Annotated in this window: 11 protein-coding genes and 1 pseudogene; 6 read left to right on the top strand and 6 right to left on the bottom strand. The window is 31.7% G+C overall.

All coding sequences use genetic code 11. From position 1 onward, the window contains the following. Positions 1 to 248: 248 nt before the first annotated feature. The 3 genes and pseudogenes from NI465_RS15825 (at position 249) to NI465_RS15815 (ending at position 5,397) form a co-directional block, all read left to right on the top strand. Positions 249 to 1,594: pseudogene (locus NI465_RS15825) on the top strand (site-specific integrase). Positions 1,595 to 1,607: 13 nt separating this feature from the next. Then, positions 1,608 to 3,170 carry a tyrosine-type recombinase/integrase gene (locus NI465_RS15820; protein WP_216937022.1) on the top strand — a complete coding sequence of 521 codons (1,563 nt, stop codon included), beginning with the start codon at positions 1,608 to 1,610 and terminating at the stop codon, positions 3,168 to 3,170. Continuing rightward, positions 3,160 to 5,397, top strand: a complete 2,238-nt coding sequence (locus tag NI465_RS15815) for a hypothetical protein (protein ID WP_253145934.1) — start codon at positions 3,160 to 3,162, stop codon at positions 5,395 to 5,397. The genes NI465_RS15820 and NI465_RS15815 overlap by 11 nt, the downstream gene beginning before the upstream one ends. Positions 5,398 to 5,428: 31 nt before the next feature. On the opposite strand, the gene NI465_RS15810 is transcribed toward NI465_RS15815, so the two are convergent. Next, positions 5,429 to 6,573, bottom strand: a protein-coding gene (locus NI465_RS15810; protein WP_099046175.1) for an IS3-like element ISAba14 family transposase whose coding sequence is annotated in 2 segments (ribosomal slippage) — positions 5,429 to 6,309 and positions 6,309 to 6,573 — 1,146 coding nt in all. Because the reading frame shifts where the segments join, the coding sequence is not laid out codon by codon here. Between the two features lie 202 nt (positions 6,574 to 6,775). Here NI465_RS15810 and NI465_RS15805 point away from each other — a divergent pair. Then, complete coding sequence (locus NI465_RS15805; RefSeq protein WP_129717827.1) at positions 6,776 to 7,198, top strand: hypothetical protein; 423 nt, start codon at positions 6,776 to 6,778, stop codon at positions 7,196 to 7,198. A gap of 8 nt (positions 7,199 to 7,206) precedes the next feature. On the opposite strand, the gene NI465_RS15800 is transcribed toward NI465_RS15805, so the two are convergent. After that, the gene (locus tag NI465_RS15800) at positions 7,207 to 7,413 is read right to left on the bottom strand and encodes a helix-turn-helix domain-containing protein (RefSeq protein ID WP_129717829.1); all 207 of its coding nucleotides are present in this window, start codon (positions 7,411 to 7,413) and stop codon (positions 7,207 to 7,209) included. A gap of 93 nt (positions 7,414 to 7,506) precedes the next feature. Between NI465_RS15800 and NI465_RS15795 the strand changes: the two genes are divergently transcribed. Next, on the top strand, positions 7,507 to 7,995 hold the full coding sequence (locus NI465_RS15795) for a hypothetical protein (RefSeq protein ID WP_129717831.1): 489 nt from the start codon (positions 7,507 to 7,509) through the stop codon (positions 7,993 to 7,995). A 480-nt stretch (positions 7,996 to 8,475) separates the two neighbouring features. Here the strand turns inward: NI465_RS15795 and NI465_RS15785 are convergent, their stop codons facing one another. From NI465_RS15785 to NI465_RS15770, 4 genes are all read right to left on the bottom strand, one after another. Further along, positions 8,476 to 9,801 carry a type II toxin-antitoxin system HipA family toxin gene (locus NI465_RS15785; protein ID WP_062035455.1) on the bottom strand — a complete coding sequence of 442 codons (1,326 nt, stop codon included), beginning with the start codon at positions 9,799 to 9,801 and terminating at the stop codon, positions 8,476 to 8,478. Further along, the gene (locus NI465_RS15780) at positions 9,795 to 10,160 is read right to left on the bottom strand and encodes a helix-turn-helix transcriptional regulator (RefSeq protein ID WP_129717835.1); all 366 of its coding nucleotides are present in this window, start codon (positions 10,158 to 10,160) and stop codon (positions 9,795 to 9,797) included. The genes NI465_RS15785 and NI465_RS15780 overlap by 7 nt, the downstream gene beginning before the upstream one ends. 292 nt (positions 10,161 to 10,452) lie before the next feature. Continuing rightward, positions 10,453 to 10,596, bottom strand: a complete 144-nt coding sequence (locus NI465_RS15775; RefSeq protein ID WP_213073081.1) for a hypothetical protein — start codon at positions 10,594 to 10,596, stop codon at positions 10,453 to 10,455. A gap of 45 nt (positions 10,597 to 10,641) precedes the next feature. Further along, positions 10,642 to 11,334 (bottom strand): metallophosphoesterase, encoded by a 693-nt coding sequence (locus NI465_RS15770; RefSeq protein WP_129717837.1) that lies wholly within the window; start codon positions 11,332 to 11,334, stop codon positions 10,642 to 10,644. Positions 11,335 to 11,522: 188 nt separating this feature from the next. Between NI465_RS15770 and NI465_RS15765 the strand changes: the two genes are divergently transcribed. Next, complete coding sequence (locus NI465_RS15765) at positions 11,523 to 11,831, top strand: hypothetical protein (protein WP_035267521.1); 309 nt, start codon at positions 11,523 to 11,525, stop codon at positions 11,829 to 11,831. Positions 11,832 to 12,274 lie beyond the last annotated feature (443 nt).

Here is a 12,274-nt window from a genome sequence, read left to right as displayed (position 1 = left end):
ATATTTTATATCCAGTCCATGGTGATAAAAACCATCATAAACCAGACATTTTTATTGGTGAGAATATAGACACTTTAAATGGGTTCTAACACACTGATTTCGTATAATGTATATTATGTTAAATCCGATACACCTAACATTAACTTCATATTTGTACTTCTCTTACCTAATATCAACAACTTATAGAAATAAACTTCCTAATCAAAAATATGATATGTTGACCTAAATTTTAGTTTATGAAGTTCATCATGTTTGAAGTCAAAAGTATCAAGTTAGAACAAAAGATATCTAATGAGAATGAAATAATATTATTGTTTAATACTGATTCAACATTCCCATGCTTATTCCCATTAATGTTTAGCTTGAGAGTGATACGTTTTCAAAGCTTATCTACGCAATATTCTGATTTGATGGCACTAAAAGACTGGTATATTTTTTGGTATAAAAAATACTCTATATCCTTCTGCGAATCATTCTATTCTTCAAATTATAATTTTGAGCTTATTCAAGACGAAATTGATAATTTTATTACTTTCCTAGAAAATAATAATGACTTAAGTAATGTCGTATGGTTAAGGGTAAATAGTACTGTCAATTATAAAAATATAAGTAATAAGATTCGCACTTTGTTTAAATTTTATACGTATCTTATGGATGACTACCTAACTGTTAAGAAACAACCCCATATAGATAGAAAAGAAATAGAAAAAATCAAATCAAATATTAAAAAATATATGGAAATTAAGAAAAAAAATATTAGGAAATTCACTAAAACAATACATGGTGAAAAAAGTATCTGTTTAAAAGTATGACAAATGAAATGGTTAAAGTTCTTTATGAAACAATAGCACCTAGCAGTTCTAACAATACTAATCCTTTTAATCCATTCAAAAATAGACCAACTCAATTTAGGAATTTTCTGGTAATTCATTTAATGCTCAATTATGGACTTCGAGTTGGTGAGTTGATGTTGTTGACTGTAAATTCAATGAAAAAGTCTGTATTGAATGATACTTATAGTTTAATTATTACCAATACTGATGATGAAAATGATGATAGACGTAGAAAACCAAAAATTAAAAATGAATTTTCATACCGAGTAATAACATTGCAAGAAAGAGATTATAGGTTTATAAATATTTATATAAAAGAAATTCGCAGTGATATTAATTCTGATATCTTATTCACATCTTTAAAACCACCCCACTCTTCTTTGAGTTATTCTAGTATTAATAAAATTTTTAAAATCATAGATAAAAATATTAAATATAAAATACCGCATCACTTTGATAATAAAGCTTTTGATTCAATAGATAGCATTACACCCCACGTATGTAGACATACATGGGCATATTTAATGTTAAATTATTCATTTAAAAAATATGAGAACATGGATAAACTAGGAAATTCGATTAATAATATAGGTCAAAATTCTTTGGATAAAGCACAAGATGATTTACGTGTGCTTGGAGGTTGGTCTCCTACGAGTTTAATGCCTACTTACTACGGCAAGAGATTTATCGTGGAAAGAGCAAACATCTCAAATCTTGAAAGAATCATTGAAATGAGTTTTGGTTTTGAAAAAACAATATGAAAAATAGTTAGATATTGGTTATTATTCTTCGGTTGATGAACATATTTTTAATCTATTCTCGTCTGAAGATTTAAATTCTATTGATAATTTAAGGATACCTTCATTAATTAAATTTAATCTTGCTTCTAAATTTGATACAAAATTTATTAGTACAATACCTGATATTTGGGATTTTTTTTATTCTGGGAATAAGATTTATTTAAATTTTGATTGTTTTGACTTATACGAGAAGAAAATTCTAAAATTCTTCTTAGTTTTTTTTATACAGGTTAATACCCCTTCAGGGCTCAGCTCTAAATTTAATGCATTTAAATATGCTATAAAATATTTTAAAAATAATAAATTAGACTTTAATTTTAATAATTTTAAAATATTATTAAATGATTTAGCAAAAATGGATAAAAATGGTTTTTATTATCATTTAAAATTTTTAGTTAAATTACTTTTTTTAGAAGATTTTTCTGGATTTAATATTGATAAAGAATATGAACTTGATTTTTTGGAGCGTCCTAAATCATTCAACTCAAAACTATATTATCAAGAATATGAGGATCGGATTGACTACCCTCTTAAAACTATGATTCAACAAGGATTTTCTAACATTAATAGTAATTTGGTAAATCAGGCTGAGAGCATCACTAATGATCAACTCTTAAATTCAGCGATGCTAGGTCTAGTTTATGTATCAGGGCTTAGACCCGTCCAATTGGCTAAATTATCTGTTAATGATTTAAAGCAGGATACTATCCGCAAAAGTGATAATTTTTGTCGTTATAGCGTCCTTATTCCTTATGCAAAGCAAGCTCGTTATGTTCATGAAAAAATTGCTATAAAATTACCCGAAGAAATTGCTGACATTCTTATCGCTTACATTAAAAGATACAACCTTAGTGGTGATCAAAAAATGTTCGACATGGGTGACAATGCTTCTCGTTTTTGCCAACACTCGATTAATAAACAATTATTTGATTTTTCTCCAAAGCAATACAAAGAAGCAGTTCTATCTGGTGAGATGATTCAACAGAAATATTCTTACTCAGATTTCAGACATCATGTTGGTTACAGCCTTGCAATAAGTGGGGCTACTGCAGAAGAAATTGCTTATATTTTAGGACATTCATCGGTTGTAACGGCTAGACACTATATTTTTTCCACACCTGAAATGGCACAAATTAGAGCTAAGGCATTAGGAAGAAACTCTTTATATCAACAAATGATTGCCATGCTATTGACGGGTCGGTTGGTCTATACAAAAGATTGGTCCCACAAAAAAGTATTAGGCAACATAGGGGCAGAAATTCACTACGATATTGGTGGTTGCTCCTATTCAGATAACTGTTTATATCAACCTGTGAGAAATTGCTACGGTTGCATGTATTTCCACCCTTTCATCGATGCTGATCATGAAAAAGTTCTTCGTAGTATTCAAAACGAAATAAATTCCTTGATTAAATTATCTGATGGAATTGGTCTAGCTAGGAACCCGGTGATTAGAATTCATGAAACTACAAAGTTTGAAATTGAATCAGTGATATTACGCTGTAATGTTTGTAAGGAATCAGATCATGATTTCTAAAAATTATCAAGAATTTATTAAGGAACAAAAACAGTATTTCTTAGAAAATATTCAACCAACATTTAAAAATACTTGGGATGAATCATTATGGGTTGGAGGTGCGGTTGGATCTGGATGGTTATTATCAAGATCAGGTAAAACTTATTTAAATTTTGGGGTTATCAAAAGGATAAAGGGAATTAATGATATTGAGATAAATGAAGCATTTCAATACTTTATGAAATCAGTTATTGTTTTAAGTTATCGTCAATCCAATAAAAGTGCTTCGCCACAAAAATTGTATGCAGAAATGCTAGTTCTTAAACGTTGGTACAGCGCATTAGTTCAACGTACTCAAAATCACCATGCATGTTCATTAACAACGGAAATTCTAAATATCGCTTTTGATTGTTTATTTGAGAATTCAAGTAAAACAAATCTTCCAGACCATGCAGGAAGTTTTATGCGTATACAAAATATGATAAATCATTATGGTTTTACAGAATCACAGCTTGAATTTGTACATGATTTAAAATATCTCAACAAGCAAAATAGAACACCAAATGCAAAGAAAACAAAAGCTTTAATTGATCAACTTGAGCTAGATGAAGATGATCTCGAAAGTGATAAATTAGTGTCAATTCAAACTTTTATTAATATTGTAGCTCTCAGTAGTCTATGTCAAACAACCAGTGAAAAAATAGCACTTAATTTTCTGTTGCTATTGATTATTACGGGCTTTCGTTCAACTGAAGCTATATTATTAAAAAAAAATGCGTTAATAAAAAAGAAAATTATAGATCCGATTACACAAGAACATTTAAATTTAGATGGTATCGCACAATATTCAATAGGTATTCGATATCATGGTGCCAAAGGTGCTGGTGAGCGTATTCATTGGTTAGAGCCTCTCGCAGGTAAATTAGCAGAAATAATTTTTGATACTGTACAACAACTTACAGAAGGATATCGTGCTCAAATTCAATATATCAAATCAAAGAGAATGATTGATTTTCTCCCATTAGAATTAGATAACATCCCAGGAAATGAAGTTGTTTTAGAAGATTTAATCAATACGATATTTAAGGTAAGAAAAATTAGTGACTATAAATATAGGATTAATTACAGAGCAATAATTTTGCCGTCAGTTAAGAAAATTCCTGTACTAAAGGAAATTAAAATTGGTAAAAAAGTAAATACTTATTATCTAAAGAAAGATATTAATGATTACATAAAGTCTTTGACACCCAATTTTACATCTAGCTCACCATTTGTTCATGTTCTTAATGAAAATGGTTTGAATGAGGAAATTTTATACGAGGATTTACTTTTTTTGCATGAATACAAGTCATTGAATTTTAGTAGAAAGTTTAGCCATAAATCTAATATAATTCCATTCACATGTACTATAATAAATAATTTCTTGGGGGGTGGTCAAAATTTATCTGTATTTGAGAAATATTATCTCAAGGAAAATGATACTGAATATTCAAAATTGTCTACACATATCCCAAGGCATAATATTAACACGTTCCTTGCTTTATCTGGACTATCAGAGCATTTACAAGCTTTACTTATGGGGCGTGTAGATATTAAGCAAAATCAATACTATCAACATGTAGCAATTAAACAGAGAAAAATTGCAGCTAGTTTGTTGGACAAACATGAATTAATACTCTCCACACACAAAGAAAATTATCTGCCTTCTAATCCTGTAGAATCAATTAAGCAAGATGGTTATATGTATTTTTCAAAATATCTAGATTTAGAAAGTAATTTAAAAATGAATTTACAATCTTTTGATAATAAAAATGAGATCTCAGAACACATTAAACACTCTTTCTTTGAAGATCTATTTTCTGATATTACTGACGCCTTTAATGAATTAAGTAATTCAGATCTTCCAAAAGCAGACTCATTAGTCGAAAGACATGCTTACTTACACCCTTTACAATTTGGAGGTTGCATGCGTGATGTTACAGTACACGATTGTCCAAAACGTATGGCATGTCAATCAGGTAATAAATGTGGAAATTTCACTATTACGCATAGGAAAGGAGAACTAGAAAATCTAGAGTCAATTATTAATAGTCTAACCGTGAATTATCAAAAAACTCTATCCATAGTCCAGCATGATAAGTCTTATACCCATATGCTAAGTGAGATAAAAAATAAAATCTCAAATTTAAATGTAATCAAAGAGAGAGCCTTGTCTAAAAGAGGTGGTTCCACTTGTTTGAACAACTAAAAGCGTATTTATAAGTGATATTCCGCTCTAGTTAAGCCACCTTGTTTTGTTGGGGTAGCTGATCATAGTAAAACTCATTTGGTGTCATTTTGTCTAGACTCGAATGAGGTCGTTTCAGATTATAAAACTCAAAATATGCACTCAATTGCTTTTTCGCATCTGTGACACTGCTATAAGCTTTGAGATACACCTCTTCATATTTAACGCTCCGCCATAATCGTTCAACCATCACATTATCTACCCATCGACCTTTACCATCCATACTGATTTGAATGCCATTTGATTTCAATACATCAATAAATGCATCACTGGTGAACTGACTGCCTTGGTCTGTATTCAATATTTCAGGTGATCCATATTTTTCAATCGCTTCATTTAAAGCCGAAATACAAAAATCCACCTCCATACTAATCGATACCCTATGCGCAAGTACCTTGCGGCTATGCCAATCAATCACAGCACATAAATAAACAAAGCCTTTTGCCATAGGGATATACGTTATATCAGTAGACCACACTTGATTACTGCGCTGAATAGCCAATCCTTTGAGCAGATATGGATATTTACGGTGAGCTTGATTAGCCTGGCTTAAATTTGGTTTGCAATATAACGCCTGAATACCCATTTTCTTCATTAAAGTACGTGTATGACGTCGTCCTATATGATGCCCTTGACGATTCAACAAATCACGCATCATACGACTGCCTGCAAAAGGATATTGCATATGTAATTCATCAATACATCGCATCAGCTTCAGATCTGATGAGCTAACAGGTTTTGGGCGATAATAATAACAACCACGAGAGACTTTCAGTAACTTAGCTTGTTTAGATACTGAAATCTGAAGTGAGTGATCGATTAACTTTTGTGGTTGAAGCGGCCCAGTTTCTTCAACACACCTTCTAAAAAATCAATTTCTAATGCCTGCTCACCGATTTTTGCATGTAACTTTTTAAGATCAATGGGAGGTTCTGATGGAGCTTTTGATTGATCGAAAGCTTGTGAGGAAGCTGAGATCAATTGATTTTTCCAGTCAATAATTTGGTTTTGATGAACATCAAACTCAGAACTCAATTCAGCAAGTGTTTTTTCTGCTTTGATCGCAGCAAGTGCTACCTTAGCCTTAAAGTCGTTTGAATGATTTCTTCTTGGTCTACGTGCCATAAAATACTCCATATATTGATGTTTATAACATCATTTGAGGAGCAGAGTATCACTTATAGGAGTTGTTCAAATTTCCGGATCCATCTCTAAACGCAATGACTTAACACCTATTCGTATATTTGATTATATTGATGAAAGTATAAAATTACCTCATACACTATCTGAATTATTTGCTATCGAACAGCACAAAATTGAATCAAGTAAGGCTTAGAAAATGTTACGTGGTAAGGAATTGGATCAAGCAATCGAAAATGAATTACAACTTATGTTATTAGAGGGTTACGATAAATCCCCTATTTCACATAAATCTGTCCACGATAGACTTGTAGCTAAAAAACATATTTCAGGAGGTTTAAGTACTCTAAGCAACCTGAAACGTAAAAGTTTAATTAGCAGGTATATTGCTGAACAAATCTCATCGCTAAATCTTAAAACAAAAGATCAACAATTGTTTGTAAACAGAAAAACTAGACAGGCCCTAAGTAATTCAAATAAGGATTTACAGTATCAAGTTGAAGCTTTAGAAAAGCAATTACACAAAAATACAGAGTTACTGATCAGAATCATCGATGAAGTAAAAGTAAAGTCTAGCGTTGAGATTGAACACATTTTGGCAAGATATTTATTTAAAAGATAAAATGTGTTCTAAGGGAGTAGTTGTTTTACATCTACTTCTAAGACTTTGGCTATTATGTAGAGCTTTTCTACAGTTAGATTGACCTCTCCACGTTCAATACGCCCCATGTAACTACGATCTATATTGCACTGTAAAGCAAGCATCTCTTGTGTTATATCCTGTTCTACCCGTATTTTACGAATAATACTACCAATTTTTAAAGATATTTCTGACATTCTAAGTCGTCTGTACAAAAAATAGAAATATCCCTATTTGAGGATTATATATCCACGGCTTATAATCCTCTTTTATGTTTATTGCCTGCAAATATGTTTGATTTTAATTTGCCGCTAGGTGAAGAGTTTTTAGAAATTCTAAATTTGTGTGAAATTGTCGATTGGGAAGCTAAAGATTTCTGGGGTATTATCGATACTCCAGGACTTGCTTATCATGAAAGAAAAAAGCTCAGAAGTCAGACATATACCTGTCTTTATTTATTAAGAAAGCACGGTTATTTAGCCGTTGAACGTGCAAGCTACAAGAAGAAATTATTTTTATATAGTCAAACAGAAAAACTCAAAAACATAAAAAAAACATCAGTTAAAGTTGATAAAAAACATATCCTAGTTTCATTAACTGAAGAGTTAGATCTTAAAATAACAGAATTGGCATCACAAATTGAATATGCTGCAGAGCTTCTGGTTTCATTACCTGAACTTGAAAGAGAGATCCTTAATTTTAGAAATTCTTTAGAGCATCAATTGAAAAAACATCAGATTGAAACCAATACTTTACATCAGTTACTTGAGTTCATATAACGATATGATTATTTGTGTGATTCATAGTCATCATTTCAATATAATTGGTATTTACGAACAGAGAAATTCAACAACGACTCGTATGGGTTATTATTTGAAGAGACCAATGGTGCTGGCCTAGTTTGTCGGATATGTGGCAATTTTAGGCCAACGTTACGCAAATGGTTGAAACGATATTCTGAGCAAGGTATTAATAGATTAAGTGGTCATAATAATCATCCAGTAAAATCTCCAAATATTAACACTAGCACAAGTAAGTAATGCAACAGCGACCAAGCACTTGAATGATTATTAAATAAAGGATGTCTTCTTATAAAATTTGAAGGAGCTGGACATAATATCTGTTAATAATAAACTCCTATAATGATTAATAATATGATCATTAATGTATGATTGTAGTAATAATGATAAAATATTTAATCTTTATGGGGTTGAAATCTAATACAATAGAATTCTTGTGCATGAGTTCTATTTTTAAAATTAGAACTTCAGTCTCAAATTTTCGGATACTTCAGCAATTAGTTTTTCAGGAACATTTGAAGCTTTAGCTAGATCCTTCCATCCTGACACAATCTCTATAGTATGATTTAAAACCTCTAGCACATATTTAGGAGTAAATTTTCGGCTTAAAGATTCTACAGAAAGAATATCTTCTAATACATAATCTCTGCGCTTACCATTTAGTGACATCCAATGAGACTCTACCCAGATTGAACCTGGTTTATAACTAAATGCTAAGTCATAAGCAGGTGCCAACTCCCATTTCTGATCTCGAAGGATAAATGAGAAGTTTTTGGCATGATCATCGTGATTACGTGCCACAATATTGAAGATCATTCGCTTTAATAGTTGTTCAGCTTCAACTGCAGTCATTTTAAGCTCGCGAAGTACAAGAAATAGTTCTTCATAAGAAAATGATCCAGGCATCTTATAATCGACATGAGCCATTGCATTTAAAGTTTGCACATGCAGCTTTTCATTCCCGATTCTGTCATATCTTTGAGTTACGAAATGTTGTCTATCACCTTCATGCAGTAGATAACAAGGCATCATATCAATACCACAGGCAGTAGCCATTTGATAATAGACATATTCCATTGCACCATACCCTAAAGGATCACCAAATGTCTCTTTGTTGGTATTCCTCTCGGTTACACCATCAAATTTCATTAAGTAGTGTGTGTAACCCCTTGGAACATTCGCCTGCCCTGATCTGGCTTTTGTAAAATCCTCATTGAATGCTAAAACTGCTTTAGGTCTCGCTCCACCTGCACTCGTTCCTACGCTTAAGAGTGACAACATCGCTTCCTGGTCATCAGAGCCATCTGATCTTAGTTCGGCATCAAATTCGTTACGTGCCGATAAAACTTCCTGTGCAATAGCTACAAGTTCATCTATTTGAACAGATTCATTTGCATTTAATTCTCCACGAGCTTCAGCAGGTAAAAACTCTAATGCCCCCATACCACGCTTCCCTGTATAACGAAGTCGTTCAATTGGGGTAATGCTATTTGCTGCACGTCCTTTTGAAGCTAGCCAAGTATTTAAGATACGATTACCAAAATCATCTGGAAGCGAATCAGCTAGCATTCCAGGTAATCCTTTGAAAGTTTCAGGATTTAAAGCATTAAAGTTATATATGTAATTTTCCCGCAAAGGCATCGTTAAAGGCGATAACTCTATACCAGCACTAACAAATTCTGGCATATATATAAACGCGCTTTGACCTGTCGTGGGATCAAAACTTAAAGCTCCAACATCTAATTCTTTGTATACAACTTTAATTACATCAACTTTATCTACCATCCTAAATCTTCTTCTCTTCTATTTGTCTTGTCAATTTTCTTGTTCGATACTGTTTTGTTGTGTGAACCAGATGCTCTCTTTCTCATCCGACCTCTTAGCTTCAATAATTCTATAGGCGATATCTGTTGCGGTGGCATTAAGTGGTCTAATTGATCAGTGCTTTCCAAAGCAATTAAAACAGCCATCAAATCCTGAATATTACCTCGCCCTTGTTCTAAATTTTTTATAGTGTAGCGACTCACGCCTGCCGATAAGCCGACTTCTTCTTGAGTAAGATCTAAATTAAGTCGTGCTTGTTTTAGTCGATGACCTAATTCACGCCCCATCGCTTCTGGTGTTTTCAATGCTCCAAATTTCATCGCTTCACCATTTCAGAATTTTCCTAATATGAGTTTACTTTATCATTTTTAATATTTAATGTCATTAGGATGATAAAAATTATCATTAGTTCTAAAATTAACTTTATATGATTAAATATTTAGTCATTATGAATGTTAGTTATAAACTGATGTTACGCACTCGATTGAAAAAGTCTTATAATTAGTAGCATGAATAAAAATTTATTAGACCTTAATTTATGAGTTTATCAACCCAAAATATTCAAAAAATAGGGTCTTAGTTTATCTATTTAACCCTATTCTTGCTCTCATCTTAATATGCCATTTTTCGACTATTAAAGTCGTGAGCTGTCAACAAAAATTCACTCTCTGCAACACCCACTATGCCACCTTTATATCTAAACTTTTCAGCGATTCGAAGTTTACGCTCTAAATCACCAATTGATTGTTCAATCATTTTACAATTGAGCACCCAACAATCCTTTTCGATTTCACTAAGAATTTATGAAACTTTCTTAATGAATAACTTTTTAGTGTAAAATGAACCCACATCAATATAAAAACAATTATCAATTTGCACAGGCTCTCGTACGATTGTATGCCCTAGATAGATTTCATCAATTTTCGTAACAACATCATATTGATAAGAATAATTTCTTAATCTACCTCGTCCCCAAAGTGCATTTTTATAAGCAGAAGTTACCCCAGGAATTGAATAATTACCTTTCTGAATATCCTGTTTGAGAAGTTCCCAATCATTAATTTCTACGTCAGCATGGACAAATCCAATTTTTTTAATACCAGTATTAATTTCAATTAATACTGGTAATTCGGAAAATTTTTGAGCAATTTGTTGTTGTTGATGTTCACTTAAATTATAAAACCATTCGCCCCCATTCCTGGAATGCATATCTCGTATTGACTTATCGGTTCTTCCTAAAATACACATTTCTTCATGATTTCCCCTGATCATATGGAACCATGGATAGTCAAGTAAAGTAATGCATTCCAGGTTTTCATCTCCACGGTCGATTAAATCACCGACACTTATTAAAATATCTTTTTGAAAATTAAATCCTAATTTATCTAACTCTTTAAATAAAATTGAATAACAGCCATGAATATCCCCTACTACAAAAACGTTAGTTCCACTTGTAAAGGTCAGACATCTAACTAAATTATTTGGAACATTCATACTTATACCCATTTTTAATAGTCATGCTAACTTCCCTAAAGATAATAGGCTCTAAAAGTGGAATTTTCTCTTAAAATACAGGAAATAAATTTGTTTGCGACATTTTATGTCGTAATGATTGTTAAAAATATATACAAATAAATCCCCAATCATTAATAATCAAAAAAACTACTAAATAAGAGGTATTAATGAAAGAAGATTTTATTAATTGGCTAAATTTTCATGCGGAGATTCTTAATAGATATAAGATTACATACTTTTTGTGGGGAATTGGTATGGTATTGATGCCAATTTCTCAATATTTATATCCTCAGATACTTAAAAGTATTTATAATTTTCAGATATTTAGCCAGTATATTTTTAGAAAATTTGTTGAAGAAAATATTAACTACTTAGTTCATGGACTTTGGGTTATTCCACTGATAATTTTTATGTTCTTCTTTATAGTTGGTCTTAAAATTCATCAAGAAAATATTGAAAAAATATATAAATATTGATTTTATAAACAGCATATCCTAAATACACCATATGAATTGAATGAGTCATTCCCTGAGCAGAATTTCTGCTCAGAGAAAAATTAATGACTTAGCACTTTAAAAAATGGCGTGTTCAAGAATTTCCAAGATTTTTCGTGACACAAATCCTTTTCTTCTAATTGAAAGTTAAGGAAGTAATGGTCAAAAAGAATCATTCAAGGAGTTGTCAGCAACCACCTTGACTCGCCAATCTGCATCATCTCTCAATTGGTTTGCTACCCCTTTGTGTTGAGCACAAATAACTCTCACCTCCCAAGAGACATCATTCATTAATTGCACTGCTAAATCTGGCACTGTTGCAAATAGGCTGACATGATAAGCTAAATATCTTATTTATTTCGAGATACAGCAGATGAATCCCTTCCACGGTCGGCACTTTCAAGGTGAAATCATTCTTTGGGCTG

The organism is Acinetobacter lwoffii (assembly GCF_024129855.1).
In the GTDB taxonomy this organism is placed as follows: Bacteria; Pseudomonadota; Gammaproteobacteria; order Pseudomonadales; family Moraxellaceae; genus Acinetobacter; species Acinetobacter lwoffii_L.
This window is presented reverse-complemented; position numbering and strand designations above follow the sequence as displayed.

Bases quoted from the DNA above. Each gene is read 5' to 3' on its own strand.
- NI465_RS15815 (WP_253145934.1), top strand. From the start codon at position 3,160: ATGATTTCTAAAAATTATCAAGAATTTATTAAGGAACAAAAACAGTAT.
- NI465_RS15805 (WP_129717827.1), top strand. From the start codon at position 6,776: ATGTTACGTGGTAAGGAATTGGATCAAGCAATCGAAAATGAATTACAA.
- NI465_RS15800 (WP_129717829.1), bottom strand. From the start codon at position 7,413: ATGTCAGAAATATCTTTAAAAATTGGTAGTATTATTCGTAAAATACGG.
- NI465_RS15795 (WP_129717831.1), top strand. From the start codon at position 7,507: ATGTTTGATTTTAATTTGCCGCTAGGTGAAGAGTTTTTAGAAATTCTA.
- NI465_RS15785 (WP_062035455.1), bottom strand. From the start codon at position 9,801: ATGGTAGATAAAGTTGATGTAATTAAAGTTGTATACAAAGAATTAGAT.
- NI465_RS15780 (WP_129717835.1), bottom strand. From the start codon at position 10,160: ATGAAATTTGGAGCATTGAAAACACCAGAAGCGATGGGGCGTGAATTA.
- NI465_RS15775 (WP_213073081.1), bottom strand. From the start codon at position 10,596: ATGATTGAACAATCAATTGGTGATTTAGAGCGTAAACTTCGAATCGCT.
- NI465_RS15770 (WP_129717837.1), bottom strand. From the start codon at position 11,334: ATGAATGTTCCAAATAATTTAGTTAGATGTCTGACCTTTACAAGTGGA.
- NI465_RS15765 (WP_035267521.1), top strand. From the start codon at position 11,523: ATGAAAGAAGATTTTATTAATTGGCTAAATTTTCATGCGGAGATTCTT.